General features: G+C 69.7%; 12 protein-coding genes. 7 read left to right on the top strand and 5 right to left on the bottom strand.

Annotated elements, in window-relative coordinates; genetic code table 11:
* The first annotated feature begins 31 nt into the window (after nt 1-31).
* The gene (locus Athai_RS23015; protein WP_203963413.1) at nt 32-481 is read left to right on the top strand and encodes a very short patch repair endonuclease; all 450 of its coding nucleotides are present in this window, start codon (nt 32-34) and stop codon (nt 479-481) included.
* On the opposite strand, the gene Athai_RS23010 is transcribed toward Athai_RS23015, so the two are convergent.
* From Athai_RS23010 to Athai_RS23000, 3 genes are read right to left on the bottom strand one after another with little or no spacing between them, the layout of a single operon-like run.
* A complete protein-coding gene (locus Athai_RS23010) occupies nt 423-2129 on the bottom strand; it encodes a hypothetical protein (protein WP_203963412.1) in 1707 nt (568 codons plus the stop codon). The two genes, Athai_RS23015 and Athai_RS23010, sit on opposite strands and share 59 nt — an antisense overlap.
* Nucleotides 2129-5191 carry a helicase-related protein gene (locus Athai_RS23005; RefSeq protein WP_239157110.1) on the bottom strand — a complete coding sequence of 1021 codons (3063 nt, stop codon included), beginning with the start codon at nt 5189-5191 and terminating at the stop codon, nt 2129-2131. The genes Athai_RS23010 and Athai_RS23005 overlap by 1 nt, the downstream gene beginning before the upstream one ends.
* On the bottom strand, nt 5188-6663 hold the full coding sequence (locus tag Athai_RS23000; RefSeq protein ID WP_203963411.1) for a sigma-70 family RNA polymerase sigma factor: 1476 nt from the start codon (nt 6661-6663) through the stop codon (nt 5188-5190). The genes Athai_RS23005 and Athai_RS23000 overlap by 4 nt, the downstream gene beginning before the upstream one ends.
* Nucleotides 6664-6923: 260 nt before the next feature.
* On the opposite strand from Athai_RS23000, the gene Athai_RS22995 reads away from it, so the two are divergent.
* Entirely contained in the window at nt 6924-7979 is a 1056-nt protein-coding gene (locus Athai_RS22995; RefSeq protein ID WP_239157109.1) for a DNA cytosine methyltransferase, read from the top strand.
* A gap of 209 nt (nt 7980-8188) precedes the next feature.
* Here the strand turns inward: Athai_RS22995 and Athai_RS22990 are convergent, their stop codons facing one another.
* Together Athai_RS22990 and Athai_RS22985 are read right to left on the bottom strand one after the other, a co-directional pair.
* Nucleotides 8189-8965, bottom strand: a complete 777-nt coding sequence (locus Athai_RS22990) for a DUF4352 domain-containing protein (RefSeq protein ID WP_203963410.1) — start codon at nt 8963-8965, stop codon at nt 8189-8191.
* A gap of 55 nt (nt 8966-9020) precedes the next feature.
* Nucleotides 9021-9482 (bottom strand): MmpS family transport accessory protein, encoded by a 462-nt coding sequence (locus tag Athai_RS22985; RefSeq protein ID WP_203963409.1) that lies wholly within the window; start codon nt 9480-9482, stop codon nt 9021-9023.
* A 280-nt stretch (nt 9483-9762) separates the two neighbouring features.
* On the opposite strand from Athai_RS22985, the gene Athai_RS22980 reads away from it, so the two are divergent.
* From Athai_RS22980 to Athai_RS22960, 5 genes are all read left to right on the top strand, one after another.
* Nucleotides 9763-11817 carry a thioesterase domain-containing protein gene (locus tag Athai_RS22980; protein WP_203963408.1) on the top strand — a complete coding sequence of 685 codons (2055 nt, stop codon included), beginning with the start codon at nt 9763-9765 and terminating at the stop codon, nt 11815-11817.
* An 11-nt stretch (nt 11818-11828) separates the two neighbouring features.
* Entirely contained in the window at nt 11829-13427 is a 1599-nt protein-coding gene (locus Athai_RS22975) for a class I SAM-dependent DNA methyltransferase (protein WP_239157108.1), read from the top strand.
* A complete protein-coding gene (locus Athai_RS22970) occupies nt 13424-14608 on the top strand; it encodes a restriction endonuclease subunit S (RefSeq protein ID WP_203963407.1) in 1185 nt (394 codons plus the stop codon). Before Athai_RS22975 ends, Athai_RS22970 begins: the two co-directional genes overlap by 4 nt.
* Nucleotides 14609-14610: 2 nt before the next feature.
* Entirely contained in the window at nt 14611-17790 is a 3180-nt protein-coding gene (locus Athai_RS22965) for a type I restriction endonuclease subunit R (RefSeq protein WP_203963406.1), read from the top strand.
* A gap of 79 nt (nt 17791-17869) precedes the next feature.
* Nucleotides 17870-20038 carry a UvrD-helicase domain-containing protein gene (locus Athai_RS22960; protein ID WP_203963405.1) on the top strand — a complete coding sequence of 723 codons (2169 nt, stop codon included), beginning with the start codon at nt 17870-17872 and terminating at the stop codon, nt 20036-20038.
* Nucleotides 20039-20088: the final 50 nt, after the last annotated feature.

Genomic DNA, 20088 nt, shown 5'->3' with positions numbered 1-20088 from the left:
CGGTCCGGGATCGGCAGATAGGTTGATCACGATGGATCGGCCAACCCCACTCGACGCCGCCACCTCCGCCCGGCTCGCCCGGCAACCGCGCGCCGGCACCAAGCCGGAGCTGGCGCTCCGTCGCGAGCTGCACCGACGCGGGCTGCGGTACCGGGTGGTGCTCGCCGGTCTGCCCGGCCGCCCGGACATCGCGTTCACCCGGGCCAAGGTGGTGGTCTTCGTCGACGGCTGCTTCTGGCATCGCTGCCCGCAACACGGCACCATGCCGCGCAACAACCGCGGCTGGTGGGCCGACAAGCTGGCGCGCAACGTCGCGCGCGACCGGGCGAAGGACGCCGCGCTGGCCGAGCTGGGATGGACCGTGCTGCACGTGTGGGAACACGAGCCGATCGGCGACGCCGCCGACCGCGTCCAGGCCGCCGTCATCGCCGCAGGTAGCCGTCCCGCTCGAAGAGCACCCGCCGATCCAGGAACCGGTTGAAGTATCGGCAGGACGGCTCGCCCAGATGCACGCACGCACTGCACGCGCCGCTGCCCCGCGCGCAGCCGGGATCCAGCGGGCACCGATGCTCGGCGTCCACGAACTCGGTCAGCAGATCGTCCAGGTTCGACTCGAACACCGCCTGCATGCCGCCCAGGACGAAATCGCCGCGCGCCGCCGCGTACACGAAGAACGCCAGATGCCCCGGCAACAGGTACTCCGACAACGCGTCCCGGTCGATCCCGCACAGCACCGCCGCCTGCCGGACGAACCGGTGCGCATACGTGTGCACCAGCTTCAACAGGTCACTGCCGGCGGTCGGCGCCGGGGCGTCCTGCCGATGCGGGATGTCCACGTCGGTCAGCACCGCCAGCCGCGCAGCCTGCGGATCGGTGTCACCAGCGGACCAGCCGGACAATCTGTGGCCGCGCGCCAGCAACCAGTCTGCGACCCGGGCCGGATCCAGCCGGATCAGGAACGCCTCGGTGTCGCTGCGGTAGCCGTACAGCCGGTACTTGGTGCCGTTCCGGAACGGCACGAGGGTGCAACGCGCCGGATCGTCCTCGCCTCGGGTGTACCCGTACGCGGCCTGCAGGACAGGGAACTTGTCGACCAGATCGAGCCCCGCGATCCCGGCACGCTGCAGTGCCCGCGGATAACGCACCTGGTAGGCGTCGGTCAACGACGGGGGCGACGTCTCGGCGGCCAGTGCGGACACCGGGCGATGTCCTTCGGCCACCGCCATCGCGATGTCGACCGCGCCCTGCACGGCGAGTTCCCGCCGGTCCGCCGGAAGCCGGTCCGCCGGATGCTCCTGCGCCTCCGGGCGGGCCGCCACCGCCATCTCGGCCACCTCCCGCGGAATCTTCATGTCCAACAGCTTCTGCAGGGCGTGCTCCGCGGACTCGGGTGCGTCCACCTCGTTCGGCGACGGCACGGCCAGACCCTCGACCACCCAGATCAGTGCCTGGCGGGCGCCGCCGTTGCGGTTCAGCTCCGCCATCCGCTCGGGATCCGGCGGGTTGATCAGCACCATGCTGCGTGGCGTGTAGACCATCCGCGCCTTGTGCACGTTCCACCGGATCGTGCCGTTTCCGCACTCGCACTTGCGGTTGAAGCCGAGGCCCTGCTGCACCAGTTGGCGACACTCCGGGCAGACGAAACGGATGTCCGCGGCCTTGGCGCTCTTCGGACTGTCCAGCCGGACGTCCTGGTGCGCCGGACACTGTCTGATCCACGGTTCGACCACCCGGCCGCACTCGTGCACTCCCAGATAGTGCAGTTGCGTCCAGTCCTTCGTACCGCATCGGCATCGGACGTTCTGGTTGCGGCCGATGCGTCGGCAGCCGTTGCACAGCCACACCCGGGGGAAGCGCGTCACATGCACCCCGAAGCGGTCGTCGACCCGGACGACCTCCACCGGCGCACCCCGCTGCAGGGCCTGCCCCATGCCCATGTCGTGGTCGGCGAGCGTCCAGGGATAGATGTCGCCGCGCAGCCGCCGGCGCACCATCTCCCGGTCGACCTCGACGACCTCCGGTGCCTTCCACTCGGTCACCTGGTAGATCCGTCGATTCAGGTCGACGGTCTGGTACGGCAGGAAGGCCCGCATCATCTGGCTGCCGCTGCGCTTGCTGAGCTGGCGCATCATGCCTCCTCGTCGTCGAAGACCGGCGCGCTGGACTCCACGTCACGCAGGCTCAGCATCGGTGTGCGCGCGCTCAGGTCACGGGGGAACTTCCGGTCGAACGCCGGGTCGTCGAGATTGGCGAACCACTCCTCGAACCAGGACTCGATCTGCTCGCGATGCAGCGGGTCGTCGGCATCGAAGCCGAGCAACTCGGCGATGGCGGCCGCCTCCGACTCGGCGGTGGCCCCGATGTCGTGCAGGTAGCTGCGCAGCCAGGACACCATGGTCAACCGGGTCTTGCTCGCCGGCTCCTGCACCATCACGGTGCGGGCGGCGACCAGACCCGGCAGGGTCAGATCCAGCACCCGGCGGCTGCGGCGGGTGATCGGGATCGGCTCCACGAACCGGTCGCCCTGCGCCACGAACGGCCCGAAATGCCGGAACGTCTGCGCGTCGCGTTCCCGGGCGATCTTGTGCAGGACGTAGACCAGACCGGGGAAGCTGCGGCCCACGCGCGCGGTGGTCTGGATGAACTCGGCCGTGCTCAGCGGCAACCCCAGCATCACCATCGTGTTGAGCCGGTCCACGTCGACGCCGTGCGACAGCATGGAACTGGCCGCGACCACGTGCACACGCTCGCCGAAGTCGTCCTCCGGGTGCTGGAGCCGATTCAGGATCCCCCGCACGTCGTCGAACGCGGTCTGCCCGGTCAATTCCTCCACACCGACGCCGGACACGGACAGGTTGCTCTCGGCGCTGCGCGCCGCGGCCGTCACGTCGTACAGTGCCGTGCCGTAGACCACGTCGGTGCCGTACAGGCTCACCAACTCGCGCGCGAATCGTGGATCGACACCGGCCGCGGCGCACACCTCGTCCGGCTCGGTCAGCAACCGGCGCACCGATCGTTGCAGCGTGTCCAGGGTCCGGTCGTTCACGTGCTCCAGCGTCACGCCCCTCGGCGCGACCGCCACGTACCGGCGCAGCGGCTTATCGGTCGACCGGGTCCAGAACGACTCACCCGACCGCGGCCCCGGCTGCGGGAAGACCCGGGCCTGCCGCCGATACAACACGTCGATCTGGCGTTCGTAGCCGGACAACGTGGCGCTGGAACCCACGATCTTCGGCTTGGATCCACACAGCTGGAGCTGCAGGAAGTCCAGCAGGCTCTCGTAGTGGCTGTCCACCGCCCCCAGGCTGTCGCGCAGCAGATGCAGCTCGTCCTGCAGCCGCAGCGCCGGTCCGAACCGCTCCGCCGGCATCGGAAGCGGGTCGGGCGCGCCGCCCTGGCAGTCGGGCACCAGGCACCCGTACGGAGTCTTGCCGCGCTTCGCGTAGGTGAAGCCGTGGCCGGGAATCGTGCAGACACCGTACGGCGCGCCGACCAGGCCGCGCATCGCCTGCTGGTGGGCGATCGTCGCGGCCTTGTCGAGCGTGCCGACCAACACCGTCGGCAGGAACCGGTACATCTCCTGGTCGACCACGTAGAACGGCAGCGCCGGCCGCTTCCACCAGCAGTCGGCGTTGCCGCACCGGTGTTGCAGCGTCCAGGTGCGTCGGTCGAACCTCGTCGTCACCGACTCGGACCGGCAGAACGGGCAGCGCAGCAGCACCTGGTACGGCACCGCCACGTCCTTCTTGGCCACCACGTCACCGTCGTGCTGCTGCTGACCGTTCGGAACGATCTTGTTCGGAGTGTTGTTGCTCCCGACGAAGAAGCCGAGGCTGAACGGCTCGCCGCCGACCCGCTCGTCCTGCCGGACCCGCTCGGCACCGGCGAGAGCGTCGGCGAATCGCTGCGTCTGCTGCAGACTCAGCAGGCGCAACGGGAACCGCGACCACGCCGTGATGCCGTGCGTCTTGCCGGTGAGCCGGTCGTGGAAAGCGGTCGTCAGCAGCAACCCCAGATAGGTCTCGGTCTTGCCGCCACCGGTCGCGAACCAGACGACGTCCACCACGTCGGCGGAACGCTCCGGGGCGGTCAGGAACGTCACCGACGCGAGCAGGAAGCCGATCTGGAACGGCCGCCACGAGTCGTAGCCACGCCCCTCGGTCGCGACTCGCATCGCATCGTTCATCAGACAGAATGCCCGCCGCAGCGTCGCATCGTCCCGCAGCGCGGCGAGCCCCTCCCGCAGCCGGTCCAACTCGTCGAACACCTTCGCCGCATCGGCGGCGGCAGCCGTGCGCATCGGCTCGGTCCAGTCTTCGGCTTCGGCCCGCGTATCCAGGATCTCCGCCGACCATTGCTGCCGGTCGTACTCGTCCACGGCGTCCACCAGGGCCGTCAGGTGCGGCAGCGGATCGTCGGCGAGCGCGGCGAAGCGCAGGTCGGGGCGGCTGTGGGTGCTGTTCCAGTAGTCGGGACGCCAGCTCTGCGCGACCACCGTGTCCGTGGTCGCGAACACGCCCGGCTCCGGCTGCTCGACCCCGACGTTGATCCCGTAGGCCGGCACCTGCCGGTCGTAGCGGTAGCTGTCCGGCAGCGCCTCCAGCTCGAACGGCACCGTCGCCAGACCTTCGACCGTCAGTCGGGTCTCGAACAGGTGGGTGTCCAGGCCCTTGATCTTCTCCGGGCTGGTGTTCACCAGCTGGACCACCAGCTCCGGCGTACGGTGCCAGTCCTCCACCTCGACGCGCACCTCGGCGGTCAACCCGTCGGCCCCGACCACACGGAAGGCGGTCGCCAGCTGCTCGCTGCCATACTCACCGTCGTGGTCGAGCCCTGTCACCGTCACCGTCTCCTCGACCGGATCCAGCCGGCGCCAGCGCTGGTCAGGGTCGGGGTCGTCCTTGGAGGCCTGGAACCAGGCCTGCGCCCGGACGGTCACCCGCAGCGACCATGGTGACGGTTCGGCTGGGCGCAGCCGGACACCGATCGCACACGGGTCGAGCCGCTCGGCGCGCTCGTCACCCTGCCCCCGGCGCACCTCGTCCTCGGTGGCCAACCGACCCAACCAGAAGACGCTGGACGGACGCACGTCGAGCCGTTCGACGTCGTCCCCGCGCCCGACCATCAGCACCTCGTGGTCCAGCCACTCGACGAACCGCTCGCACGCCGCTCCGATGCTCTGTTCGGTCACCGACGTTCCCCCCTTCCCTCTGCCACTTCCGAAGGCGCCGGCCCGTCGGACAGGTACGAATACAGCGGCGCGATCGTGTCGCTGTCGCGCAACTTCCCCAATGCTTTCTTCACTATCTGACGAATCCGTTCCCTGGTGACGCCGAGAGCAGCGCCGATCTCGTCGAGAGTCTGTGCGGCGTCGAACCGGATGCCATACCGTCGGCAAACGATCTCGTACTCCCGCTCGGACAGCGTCGCTCGCAGCGCCCGATCGACGTCGCTTTCCTGCGCGGACGCCGTCACCCACTCGACGGGGTCGGACATCACCCCTCGGTCGACGACGAAGTCGGCAAGGTGGGAGTCGCCGTCGGTGCCGATCGGTGCGTCCAGACTTACCATCGGCCGATCCAGGTCGCGGATCGCGTCCACGGCGCCGGGCTCAAGCCCCGCCTTCTCGGCGATCTCGGCGGTCGTCGGCTCGCGGTCCAAGCGCGCGGTCAGCAGCCACTGTGCCCGGCGCACCTTGTCGACTTGCTCGGCCATGTGCACCGGCAGGCGAATGGTGCGCCCCGTGTCGGCGAGGCCCCGGGTGATGCTCTGCCGGATCCACCAGGTGGCGTAGGTGGAGAACTTGTAGCCCTTGGAGCCGTCGAACTTGTCCGCGGCGCGCATCACGCCCAGGTTGCCGAACTGGACGAGGTCGGCGAGGTCGAGCCCACGAACCTGGTAGCCACGCGCGATCGAGACGACCAACCGCAGGTTCGCGCAGACCAGTTCCTCGTGCGCGCGGCGCCCCACGGCGGAGATCTCCCGCAGCCTGGCCTGCTGGTCGAGCGTTTCCTGCCGATCCGACGACAGCTCGGCGTCGGCCTGCGCGCCCTGGGAGATCGCCGACCACAGCTCCACCTCCCGGCCGGCGTCGATGAGCCGGTACCGGCCGATCTGCTTCAGATAGCGACCGAGCGCGTCGCCGACCGGCAGTTCGCCCACCGACCGGTCCACCGGTCGGCGACCGCCAGTGACGTCCGGTCGTTCGAGCGACACACCCGAGTCGCGGAGCAGGTCGTACAGCTCGGCCGTCTCGCCGCCGCTCAGCTCGTGGTCGGCGGCGGTCGTGGCCACCTGTTCGTTAGTGAGTCGCCCGGTACGCAGCCAGTCGCCGACCAGGTCCTCGCCGGCGTCGGCCACCGACTGGCTGGATGCCCGGACGGAGTCGGGCGCCAGGGCGGATCGTTGTTCCGGGATCGGGGCGGCCGGTGCGGTCGGCTCTGCGCCATTCGCGGGTGCATAGCTGGCGGCCAGCTCGGCCAGCAACGGCCCGACGGCGTCGCTCGTCAGGCCGTGCCGGGCCAGGAACTCGTCGAGCGCCGCTCGGCTCGGACGGCCGGCCTGTCTTCGGACGAGAGCCGAGAATTCCTGCTGGATACGGCTTTCGCCGACCTCGTCCTGCCGGTGGGAACGGTGTGGTGCAGGGAAAACGTTCGCGGTCACGTCGATCCCTCCTCGAATCGCTCCACACCGTAGGGACGGGGTCCGACAAAAGGGCGAATTCGAACACGAGTTCGACATCGAGCCGCGTCCCGAATACAACTTTTCTCTCGGATACCAGAGCCTGTACAGGGCTGACATTCCTGTTTCCGACCGACGCATCGTCGGCCCCACGAGCCCACGGCCGCTGTCGGCTTGCCGACATCGCGAGGCGGCACCCGTTGCCCGTCGACGAGGCGGCCTCGATCGGCTAGAGTCTGCTCGTGCCCGTGCCGCCCCGTGTCTCCGCCGTCGACCTGTTCTGCGGAGTCGGTGGGTTGTCCTACGGTCTGTCGCAGGCCGGCATCGACATCGCGGCCGGGGTCGACCTGGACGAGGGCTGCCGCTATCCGTACGAGCAGAACCTCCACGCGAGCTTCCATCGCCGGGATGTCACGACGCTGTCGGCGCGTGAGCTCCGTGCGATGTGGCCGAAGGGCACGCGGTACCGGGTGCTCGCTGGATGTGCGCCCTGCCAGCCGTTCTCCTCCTACCGCCGGGGCGCGGACACCACCGCGGAGCGGCAGTGGCCGCTCGTCGACCAGATGAGCCGCCTGGTCGCCGCGACCAAGCCGCACGTCGTGACGATGGAGAACGTGCCCCGCATCGTCAACACCGACGTCTTCCAACGGTTCGTGGACACGTTGCGGGACAAGGGATACCTCGTCGACCATCGCTCGTGCCATTGCCCGGACTACGGGGTGCCGCAGTACCGACGCCGGCGCGTGCTGCTGGCGTCCCGCATCGGTCCGATCACGGTGCCGACCGGCGGCCTCTCGGCCGGCGAATACCGGACGGTCCGCACCGAGATCGGTGGACTGCCTCCGATCGAGCACGGTCAGGAGCACCCAGACGACCGGCTGCACAAGAGCCGCACCCTCGGCGCGACGAACCTGGCCCGGATACGGGCCTCGAAGCCGGGAGGCACCTGGCGCGACTGGGACGATCCGAAGCTGCTCTCGCCCTGTCACACCAAGAAGAGCGGCGCCACCTTCCGCAACGTCTACGCGCGCATGGTCTGGGACGAGCCGGCGCCCACGATCACCACGATGGCCTACAACTTCGGTACCGGCCGGTTCGGCCATCCGGAGCAGGACCGGCCGATCAGCCTGCGCGAGGCGGCGATCCTGCAGAGTTTCCCGCCGAGCTACGAGTTCGTGCCGCCGGACCAGCCGGTGCAGCTGGCTCCTCTCGGCCGGCTGATCGGCAACGCGGTGCCGCCGCGGTTGGCGGAGGCGATCGGCCACCGCATCCTCGACCACGTCGGCACGAGACACTGAACGTCCTGTTCCCCAGGGACTCGCACGATGCGAGGTCGGCCAGCGACTGGCTGTCTCGGCGACACGCGTGAGCCCGACCGACAGGAGCCTCGGCAGAGCATCGAATGCGTTCCGGCGTCGAGCCGACAATGCATGGGTAGGACCGGGCCCGTCGAGGGCGCAGGTTCGCTGCCTGTCTGTCGAGGTCGAGCAGGCGGCCGTCCAGTCGATCATGACGGGCCGGCGCCCAGGGTGAAGGTGCCGATGATGCCGGACAGGCCGCCCTTGATTTCGAGCTGCCCGCCGTGCAGCACGGAGCTCGGTGCGTCGAACATGACCCAGCCGCGCGCGGTGCTGCCGGCATAGACGGTGCCCGAATGGAGTTCGTGGTAGCCGGAGTCGAGGGCGAAGTCAGGGTCGTAGCCGTCGCCGTTCGGACCGCGCAACGCGAAGTCGTACTCGTCGTAGTCGAGCTGCCCGCTGGTGCCGTGGTAGCTGACCGAGAACGCGATGTACTGCCCGTGTTCGGAGATGCCGTCGACGTCCGCGACGATCTTCGGCTTGGCGACCCGCAGCGTGGCGGTGCCGTCGTACCCGTCGGTGGAACTGGTCATCTCGTAGTCGGTGCCGAAATCCATCGCGATCGGCCCCTCGTCCGGCGTCGCCTCGTCGGTCCGGGGCTCGTCGGTGGGTTCCTCCGTCGGTTCGTCGACCGCGGCGCTCGCACTGGCGTGCGCACTGGCGACGGCCGCGGGGCGGTTGCTCCGCTGCACGAGGGTGACCGAAACGGCGACGCCCACGACCACCACTGCGAGTGCGGCAGCCAAGGCGACGACGAGGGTGCGCAACCGGACCGTACGAGCAGGATGGCGGTGCGGCGCCAGCTCGGCGCCGGACGGCTGGTCGTCGGGCCACCCGGGGTCCGGCTGTTCGGGGATCGACTGTTCGTAGGTAGGTCGGTCCTGCGGCGACTGGTCGTCGGGCGATGTCTGGTCGTGCGGTGACATGATGTCCTCCTCTCCGTGGGCCCGTCGGCGCCGACGGCACCGACGGGCCCGCCGGTCACATGTCCTTGTTGCAGGTGACGACGGCGTACTGGCCGCGCGAGGTGTTGGTGACGGCCACCTTGCCGTCGACGCTGATGCTGCAGGTGATGGAGCCGGAGGTGCCGTCGGACTGGGCGGTCAGGCCGAGCAGCAGGACGCTGTCGTCGGTGTGCGACTTCTTCGTCCACGGCAGCGCCGCACCGTTGTCCTGCGACTGGTTGGCGCCGATGCCGTAGGTGATGTCGTTGGCCTTGCTCACCCCGTTTCCGGTGACCTTGAAGACGATGGTGTGCCCGGACTTGCGGTGCTTCGTTTCCGACGAGCCGTGCTTCGTCGCGGGCGTGCCCTGCCCGGAGGCGGCCGGGGTGCCGTCCTCGGCGCCGGGGCCCTTCGTGGTGCCGGTGCCGCTGCCGGAGCAGGCGATGGCGGTGACGGCGAGCAGGGCGAGCGGGATCGCGGTGAGCAGCTTGTTGCGCATGGGATCTCCCGAGTACGTCGAATCGATCGCGGTCGGATCGACGGGGCGTGTACTCGATCGGGCGCCGGATCGGAACTCTCGGCGTCGGACCGGTGCCGGCACTGCGTCGGCAGGAGCCACGATGAGGGCCGACGACGAAGCGGGTCAATTAATCGACCTGATAACCAGGGTTATCAGGTCACCGATTTGATTTTCGGAACCATGCGGTCATAGCCTGCGAGAGACAACTGCCGGTTTCGACGCCGGCGGCGCCCGATGTCGGGAACAGGAGGCCGTGCGGATGGACCCGCTGCTGATCTCCATGCCGGACATCGCCGAGCTCGCCGACGTGCAGCGCCCGGTCGTGACGACGTGGCGCCGACGGTACCCGGACTTTCCGCCACCGGTCGCGACCGACACGAACGTTCCGCTGTTCGTCGCCCGCGACGTGGCCGACTGGCTCACCCGCACCAACCGGGTCACCGCCCCCGATCTCGACACCGACCTCGCGCTCTACGGGCTGGCCCGCTACACCGACCGGATCGGCGGCGAACGCCTCGTCGCCGCGCTCACCGCCCTGCTATGCCTGCGCCACCTGGACGGCAGGCCGCTGCGGCCCGGCGCGGCGACCGGCAGCCTGTCTCGACTGCGCCGCCGAGCCCGCGCCGCCGACCCCGACGACCTGCTGCTCGCCAGCGAGATCGGCGAGCTCGGCGACGACGCCGCGTTCCTCGTCGAACACGCCGAACTGCTGGTCGAGGCCGCCTGGGACGTCCGCCGCGCATTCCGCCACGTGCTGCGATGCCGGCACCGGCTGGCCGCCGACGCGACCACCCGCGACGACGTGCTCGGCGAACTCGCCCGCCTGGTCGCCGGCCTCTCCGGAGCCGCCGACCGGGCCGCCACCGGCACCGTCCGGCTCGTCGACCTGGCCGCCGGCAGCGGTGACCTGGTGTCGGCGGTCCTCGCCGACCTCGACGAGCTCGCCGACACCCGGATCCGCGCCGCCGAAACCGACCGGGCCACGGCACGCCTGCTGCGGCGTCGCCTCGCGATGGCCGGCCTGCCGCCGCGTGCGGTCGTCGATCGGCCGACCGGGCCGGTCGCCGACGCGCTCGGGTTGGAGGACGATCCGCCCGACGTGGTCCTGCATCGGTTGCCGTACCGTCCGGGCGAGTCTCGGGCGGCTCGGCGTGCGCTCACCGCTCTGGCCGACACCGCGGACCTGCTGCCCACCGGCGCCACCGCCGTGCTGCTCGGCCCGGCCGCCGCACTGACCGAGCCGCTGCCCGCGTACGGGCCGGCCTGGCGGCTGCGCGCCGACCTGCTGCGAGCCGGCAACGTCGAGGCCGTGATCCGGCTGCCCGGCGGCTGCCTGCCCTACCGGCCGGCGCACCGGCTCGCCCTGTGGGTGCTTCGCCGGGAGCGCGACAACCGGGACGCCGACCAGGTGCTCACCGCCGACCTCTCCGACCGGGCGCTCGGCGCGCGCGACGTCGACGAGATCGTCACCGACGTGGTCACCTGGCGTCGCGACGGCTATCCGCGGCAGGCACGGGCCTTCGCACTGGCGGTCCCGGTACGCACCGCCACGCTGCTGGCCCGCGACACCGAACTGACCGCGGTGCACCGCCCGCATCGGCTCACCGACGCCCCGGCGGAGGCGCAGGCGATCGAGCTGGAAGCCGAACTGAACCGGCCCGCGCCGCCGGCGCCCGTGCACCTGCTGCTGGCGCCGCGGCCGAGTGCGGACCGGCCCGCCGTCACCACGCTCGGCGCGCTGATCAGGCAGCACGCCGTGCTGGTACGGCCGGGCACCAGGCTTCGCGCCGAGGACACCGCCGTCCGGGACGGACATCCGGTCTTCGGCGCGCCGGAACTGACCAGCCGCCGGGTGTCCGGCCACCGCCGGATCGACCGGGCCGTCTTCGCCGCCCGATACGACCATGCCGCCCTCACGCAGCCCGGCGACGTGGTGGTCACCGTGAAGCCGGAGCTGGCGGTGCTGGTCGACACCGACGGCTACGCCGTCGTCGAGTTTCCGGCCCGGGTGCTGCGCATCGCCCCGGAAGAGGACCGCTTCACCCCGTCGACCCTGGCGGCGCTGCTGTCCGCGGCGCACTCCGGCGACCGGCCCGCCGGCGCGGTGCACGAGCCGCTGCGGCTGGACCAGTACCCGCTGCCGCTGCTGCCGCCCGCCGAGACCGCGCGCCTCGACGCCGCGCTGCGCACCGTGCAGGACCGTCGGCGGCAGGCCCGGGAAGAGCTGGCCGCCCTGGACGAACTCACGCATCTGGCGGCCGGCGCACTGCTGGCCGGCAGCCACACCATCGGGGCCGACACGGCCCCGCGCTGAAGGAGAAACCATTGCCCAGAACCAAGAAGAGCGACCAGGCGATGCTGCCGGGCGTGCCGACCATGGCCGACCTGCGCGAAACGCTGTGGAAGGCCGCCGACAAGTTACGCGGCTCGATGGACGCCGCGCAGTACAAGGACTTCGTGCTCGGCCTGGTGTTCCTCAAGTACGTGTCGGACGCGTTCACCGAGCGCCGCGAACAGATCGCCCAGGAGGTGCGGGCCGAGGGCATCGCCGAAGAACGGGTCGCCGACTTCCTCGATGACGTGGACGAGTACACCGGCGAGGGCGTGTTCTGGGTGCCGGCGCCGGCCCGCTGGGACAACATCGCCTCCCGCGCGAAGGAAGGCCGGGTCGGTGAGCTGCTCGATGCCGCGATGGACGCCGTCATGGGCGCCAACGACGCGCTGCTCGGCGTGCTGCCGAAGATCTTCAACCGGGACAACGTCGACCAGCACCGGCTCGCCGAACTGGTCGACCTGATCTCCGACGCCCGGTTCACCGGGCACGGCGACCGGCCCGCCCGCGACGTGCTCGGCGAGGTGTACGAATACTTCCTGGAGAAGTTCGCCCGCGCCGAAGGCAAGCGCGGCGGCGAGTTCTACACCCCGGCCAGCGTGGTCAAGACCCTGGTCGAGGTGCTGGAGCCCTACCAGGGCCGGGTCTACGACCCGTGCTGCGGCTCCGGCGGCATGTTCGTGCAGGCCGAGAAGTTCGTGCTGGCGCACAGCAACCGGGCCGACGCGATCGCCGTCTACGGCCAGGAGTCCAACGAACGCACCTGGCGGCTGGCCAAGATGAACCTCGCCATCCACGGCATCGGCGGCAACCTCGGCCCCCGCTGGGCCGACACCTTCCGCGAGGACCGGCACCCCGACCTGCGGGCCGACCACGTGCTGGCCAACCCGCCGTTCAACATGTCCGACTGGGCCCGCAGCACCGACGACCCGCGCTGGCGCTACGGCGTACCGCCGGCCGGCAACGCCAACTTCGCCTGGATCCAGCACATCCTCGGCAAGCTCGCCGAACGCGGCACCGCCGGCATCGTGCTCGCCAACGGGTCGATGTCCTCCAAGCAGTCCGGCGAGGGCGCGATCCGGGCCGCGCTGGTCGAGGCCGACCTGGTCGCCTGCATGGTGGCGCTGCCGCCGCAGCTGTTCCGCACCACCCAGATCCCCGCCTGCCTGTGGTTCTTCACCAAGGACAAGACGCCGCAGGGCGGCGCCGCGCTGACCGACCGGCGCGGCGAGGTGCTGTTCGTCGACGCCCGCTCGCTCGGCACCATGACCAACCGCACCGAACGGGTGCTCACGCCCGACGAGATCGCCCGCATCGCCGGCACCTACCACGCCTGGCGCGGCACCAAGACCGCGACCGCGGCGTACGAGGACGTGCCCGGCTTCTGCTACTCCGCCAGCCAGGACGAGATCCGCACCCACGACCACGTCCTCACCCCCGGCCGCTACGTCGGCACCGCCGAGGTCGACGACACCGACGCGGAGCCGACAGCCGACAAGATCGCCCGCCTCACCAAGGACCTCTACACCCACTTCGACGAATCCGCCCGCCTCGAACAGGCCGTCCGCGAAGGATTGGAGCGCCTGGCATGAGGCTGAACGTGAACTGGCCCATCGTCGAATTGTCAGAGCTGCTCAAGATCCCGCCGTCCTATGGGATCGTCCAGCCAGGGCGTCACGTTTCAAGTGGTGTCCCAATCGTGAGAGTCGGTGATATCTCCAATGGTCGGGTCGATGCGTCGGCGCCGCTGTGTGTCGACGCCGAGGTCGAAGATAGATATCGTCGAACACGCCTCGAAGGCGGTGAGATCGTCTTATCGCTCGTTGGATCGGTTGGTAACGCCGCCGTCGTTGCGAACGATCTGTCAGGCTGGAATGTTGCACGTGCTGTGGCCGTCTTGCGTCCCAAGGATCCGGAGTTCACTCGCTGGATCTACTATTCGTTGCGATCCTCGACGGCTCAGGAAAGCATGAGGAATTGGCAAACGACGACTGTCCAAGCCACGCTGAACCTTAGAGACGTGGCGCGCATTCCAATTTCTGTGCCTCCCCCTGCTGTTATTGGAGCCGCAACATCGGTGTTGGGGGCGCTGGACGACAAGATCGCGGTCAACGAGCGGATCGCCGCTACCTGTGACGAGTTGAGGAGTCTCCTTTTTGCAGAGGCGATTTCGCGTGACCGTGCGAGGTGCGATGAGAGGCCACTCTCCGGCGTGGCGTCATTTGTCAATGGTCGTGCCTTTACGAAGGATGCGAACGGAACAGGGCGAGTGGTCGTTCGCATTGCCGAACTCAACTCAGGTCCGGGCGCGTCCACCGTCTATAGCGACATCGAGGTACCTGATCGGCATCTTGCCCGATCCGGGGACGTATTGTTCGCATGGTCGGGATCGCTTCGAGTCGCGCGCTGGTTCCGTTCGGCGGCAATCGTCAATCAGCATATATTCAAGGTGATTCCCCACTCCGGGATGCCGAATTGGCTCGTGTACGAGCTGATCAATCTGCGTATGCCGGAGTTCCGAGGGATCGCTGCCGACAAAGCTACGACCATGGGGCATATTCAACGAAAGCATTTGGATGACCTTGTCTTTGTGCCGAATGAAGATTTGTCGGCCGACCTGCACGGACGGCTTGAGCCGCTATGGCAGCGCGCCCTCACGGCCGAACAGGAATCGCTGGCGTTGACGGAGCTGCGGGATGCGTTGTTGCCGAAGTTGATGTCGGGGGAGATCCGGGTGAAGGACGCGGAGAGACAGGTCGGGGAGGTGGTGTAGGGATGCCGGGGGATTCCGAGGCGGACTGGGAAGCGGACGCCTACGACGAACTGGCCGGGCTGGGCTGGGCGTACCAGCCGGGCACGCAGATCAAGCCGGGCACCGGGGAGCGGGAGCGCTGGGAGCAGCTGGCGATCCCGGGGCGGCTGCGGCAGAAGGTGGCCGAGCTGAACCCTCGGCTGCCCGCGGCGGCGATCGACGAGGTGGTCGGCCGGGTGCTGTCCCCGGCCTCGCAGGATGCGATCGCGGAGAACCGGCGGGTGCACGAGCTGATCACCGGCGGGGTGCCGGTGGTGTACACCGACGACGGCGGGGTGGAGCAGAACCCGACCGCGCGGCTGGTCGACTTCCGCGACCCGAGCCGCAACGACTACCTGGTGGCCGACCAGGTGACGCTGCGGGACGGGCAGCACCACCGCCGGCTGGACCTGGTGATCTATCTCAACGGCCTGCCGGTCGGTGTGATCGAACTGAAGCGGGCCGACGACCAGTACGCCACCCTCGACGGTGCCCGGCAGCAACTGGCCACCTACGCGGCGGAGTTCCCGCAGGCGTTCGCGGCGAACGCGGTGTGCCTGGTGTCGGACGGCTGGACCGCCCGCTACGGCACCCCGTTCACGCCGTTCGAGCACTGGGCGCCGTGGAACGTCGACGAGAACGGCGAACCGGTGCGCACCGAGCCGGGGCACGTCTCGGTCGAGAACTGCCAGCTGTTCGTGGCGCTGGCCGGGCTGTTCACCCAGTTGCGGTTCCTGGAGCTGCTGAACGGCGGCATCACGTTCGGCACCGGTGAGCGTGGCCTGATCAAGCGGATCGCCAAGCCGCACCAGTACTTCGCGGTGCGCCGGGCGGTGCAGCGCACCGTGCAGGCGGTGCGGTCGGACGGCCGGATCGGCGTGGTCTGGCACACCCAGGGCTCCGGCAAGTCGATGGAGATGGAGCTCTACACCCACGCGGCGATGCGCGACCCGGCGCTGGGCAACCCGACCATCCTGGTCGTCACCGACCGCACCGACCTGGACGACCAGCTGTACAACACGTTCGCGGCGAGCACCCTGCTGCCCGAGCCGCTGCGTCCGGCCACCCGCGAGGACCTGCGGGCCGAACTGAACGGCCGGGCCACCGGCGGCATCATCTTCACCACGCTGCAGAAGTTCGGCCTCAGCCGCAAGGAACGCGACGACAACCGGCAGCATCCGCTGCTCAACGACCGGCACAACATCGTCGTGGTCGTCGACGAGGCGCACCGCAGCCACTACGGCGACCTGGACGGCTACGCCCGGCACCTGCGGGACGCGTTGCCGCACGCCAGCTTCGTCGCGTTCACCGGCACCCCGATCGCGCAGGCCGACCGCAACACCCGCACCGTGTTCGGCGACGTCATCGACGTCTACGACCTGACTCGGGCGGTGCGGGACGAGGCGACCGTCCGGGTGTACCACGAGAGCCGGGTGATCGACGTCCACCTGCCGTCCGACGTGACCGCCGAAGACATCGACGAGCAGGTCGACGAGATGACCGACGGACTCGACGAGGCGGAGCGACGCAAGGTCGAGCGCACCGTCGCGGCGATGAACGCGGTCTACGGTGCGCCGTCCCGGCTGCGCGAGCTGGCCGTCGACATCGTGACGCACTGGACCCAGCGCTCCGAACAGATGCAGGGGTTCCTCGGTGCGCCGGGCAAGGCGATGATCGTGTGCGCCACCCGGCGGATCTGCGCCGAGCTGTACGAGCGGATCGTCGAGTTGCGGCCCGACTGGCACGACGACGCCGTCGACCACGGCCGGATCAAGGTGATCTACAGCGGCGACGCCACCGACCCGGACCCGATCCAGCGGCACGTGCGCCGCCCGTCGCAGAACAAGGCGATCGAGGGGCGCATCCGCGACCTGGACGACGAGCTGGAACTGGTCATCGTCAACGACATGCTGCTGACCGGTTTCGACGCACCGCCGCTGCACACCATGTACATGGACCGGCCGATGAAGGGCGCCGCGCTGATGCAGGCGCTGGCCCGGGTCAACCGGCGGCTCGCCGGCAAGCCGGACGGGCTGCTCGTCGGCTACGCCCCGCTGACCGAGAACCTGCACAAGGCCCTCGCCGAGTACACCGTCACCGACCAGCAGGAGGAGCCGGTCGGCCAGGACGTCGAAGCGGTCGCTGCCTCCCTGCGCGACCAGCACGGCGTGCTGGGCGGCATCCTGCAGGGCTGCCCGTGGCGGCAGACCCTCGACGACGGCCGGCCGATGGCGTACCGCCGGGCCACGATCGCGGTCGTCAACTTCCTGCGCGACCCGGCCACGCCCGGCAACCAGGTCGAGGAGGGCGAGCCGGACCTGGCCGAACGGTTCCGCCGTGCCTCCCGGCACCTGGACCGGCTGTGGGCGCTGTGCTCGACCAGCGCCAGCCTGCGCGACTTCAAGGAGGACATCGCCTTCTTCAAGTCGGTGCGGGTCCTGATGGCCAAGCTGGACGCCGAGGAGCGGCGAGCCGCCGGCAAGCCGGTGCCGACCGAGATCACGCTGTATCTCAGCCAGCTCACCGCCGGCGTCATCGAGGCCGGCGACATCACCGACATCTACCGGATGGCCGGCATCGAACGGCCCGACCTGTCCGACCTGGACGAGTCCTATCTTGAGCGGCTGCGCGACAGTCCGCATCCGAGCCTGGCGATCGAGGCGCTGCGCAACGCGATCCAGCGGGAGATGCGACACGTCACCCAGCACAACCTGGTGCGGCAGGAGTCGTTCGCGGCCCGGCTCGAAGAGCTGATGCGCCGTTACCAGATGGAGAACCTGTCCTCCGCGCAGATCATCGCCGAACTGGTGGAGTTCTTCCGGACCGTCCGCGCCGAACGCGACCGGGGCGAGCGGTTCGACCCGCCGCTGTCGGAGGCTGAGCTGGCCTTCTACGACGCGGTCTGCTCGTCACCGTCGGCGGTCGAGCAGATGGCGGACGGCACGCTGGCCGACATCGCCCGCGACCTGGTCGACTCGGTGCGCCGCAACCTCAGTGTCGACTGGTCCCGCCGCACCGACGTGCAGGCCCGGCTGCGCCGTACCGTCAAACGACTGCTGGCCAAGCACGGCTACCCACCGGAAGCGGAGGCGCACGCCATCCGGACCGTGCTGGCGCAGGTCGAGCAGTCCGGTGAGCTGTGGAGCGCCGAGCGGACGCACTGACGCGGAGACATTCGGAGGGGCGGACGCATTCGGGGGGATGGTGCCGCGACCGAGACCGCGACCGGATCAGGGGATCAGCATGTACGACCACCGCTACACGGCCACCTATCAGGACTGCCTCGAACGATACCGGGGACGCGCCGACGTGCTCGCCTCCTTGTCCGAGAGCCTCGTCGAGCTGGCACGACAGCCGTTCGGCAACCCCAAACTGGAAACCCACCGGGTCAAGCGAGCCGCCGACGACACGTTCACCTCCCACGTCGGAAACCACGGGCACCGGCTGATCTGGCGTCGGGTCGACAACGTGCTCATCCTGCTGCTGTTCGGGGAGCACGAGGCGGTCTACCGGCGGGCCGAACGGCTCCGGTTGGAGATCGACGACAGCCAGAACGTGCTCCGCGTCTACGACCAGGACCCCGTCACGGAACGACCCGTCCCGTACAGCGAACGCCGCAGCGGCGAGGGCCGGCTGTTCATGGCCTGGAACGACCGGGAACTCACCGAGTTCGGCCTCGACGCGGACCAGATCTCCGTGCTGCGAAGGCTGGACACCGAAGACGAACTGATCGTCCTCGACGACCGGCACCCGGACCGCTGGCGGACGGCACTGAACCTGATCACGTACGCGAACCCGGACGGGCGGGCGACGTCGGTCGGCACGGCAGAGGCAGCGGAAACGGAGGCAGCAGAAACGGAGGTAGGGGAAGAGGTCACCGCCGACCCCACGATGCCGGCCGGCGGCACGCTCGGCGCGGCACTGCGCGACACCCGCAGCCACCGCGAGTTCGTTCCCGTGCCGGCCGACGAGTTGGCGAGGGTGCTGGCCCGGCCGATCGAGGACTGGATGGTCTACCTCGATCCGAACCAGGAGTCGCTGGTGCGGCGGGAGATGTCCGGCCCGGCGCGGGTGCGCGGCGCCGCCGGCACCGGCAAGACCGTCGTCGCGCTGCACCGGGCGCGGCGGCTCGCCGCCGCCGGCAAGCGGGTGCTGGTCACCACCTACGTACGCAACCTGCCGGAGGTCTACCGGGAGCTGTTCGGTCGGTTCGCGCCCGAATGTGACGGCGTCGAATTCAGCAACGTGCACCGGTGGGCACTCGGCTACCTGTACCGCAACGACGTGCGCCTGAAGATCGATACCGAGGCGATCAGCAGGGCATGGGGCGCGGCCTGCCGACGCGAGCTCACCGACGGGAGCGCGCTGAAGCGCGCCGGCCTGACCCGCGGCTACCTGCAGCAGGAAATCGAGTGGGTGATCAAGGGGCGTGCGCTGACCAGCCTGGACGACTACCTGAAGCTGGAACGCTCCGGCCGGGGCACGCCGCTCGGCGCCGACCAGCGCACCGCGCTCTGGCGACTGTACGAGCGCTACCAGCGGGAACTGACCAGCAGGCGCGCCTGCGACTTCACCGACGTGCTGCTGCGCGCCGCCGAGGTGGCGTCCGCGTCGTCGGAGAAGCCGTTCGACTGCGTGATCGTCGACGAAGCGCAGGACCTGACCGAGGCCGCGATGCGGCTGCTGTCGCAGGTGGTCGACACCGGCGCGCCGGACAGCTTCCTCGTCGTCGGCGACGGGCAGCAGTCTGTCTACCCCGGCGGGTTCAGCCTGGGCACGCTGGGCATCCAGATCCGCGGCCGATCGTTCGTACTGACCCACAACTACCGCAACACGCGAGAGATCTACGATCTTGCCGCCGCCGTCGCCGAGCAGTCCGGCTTCGACGACGGTGGCACACAGCGCGAGTCGGGGCGCCGCGTGGTGCGGCTCAGCCGACACGGGGCGGCCCCGGTGCTGTCCGGCCACGACACCGAGGACGACCACGACCTGGCGCTGTGCGCGGCGATCCAAGCGGCCGTCGACGGTGGCACCGGCAGCGGGGACCTGGCCGTCCTGCTGCCCACCAACGTCATGGTGCGGCGCTACCGGGAGCGCATCGAGAGCCTCGGGCTGCCCGCGCAGGACCTGACCAAGTACAACGGCGAACCCAACCGGTACGTGAAGGTCGGCACCTACCAGCGCGCCAAGGGGCTGGAGTTCAAGCACGTCTTCCTGCCCCGGCTCGATCCGGACGGACTGCACGAGGCGAAGCAGCCCAGCGAGGACGACGACACCTACGCCGAGCGCCTCGACCTGACCCGCCGCCAACTGTTCGTCGCCATGACCCGGGCCCGCGACGCCCTCTGGCTCGGCTGGCTCGGCACCCCGGCCCAAGCGCTGCACACGGTCGTCGGCAAGCCTGTCCGATGAGCTGATCCCGACTCGATCCTTCGACGACTAACCTCCGTCGCGCCCGTCCG

Origin of the sequence: Actinocatenispora thailandica, from assembly GCF_016865425.1 — a bacterium.
GTDB lineage: Bacteria > Actinomycetota > Actinomycetes > Mycobacteriales > Micromonosporaceae > Actinocatenispora > Actinocatenispora thailandica.
Note: the sequence above shows the minus strand (reverse complement) of the source record. Positions and strands in the feature narration are given on the sequence as shown.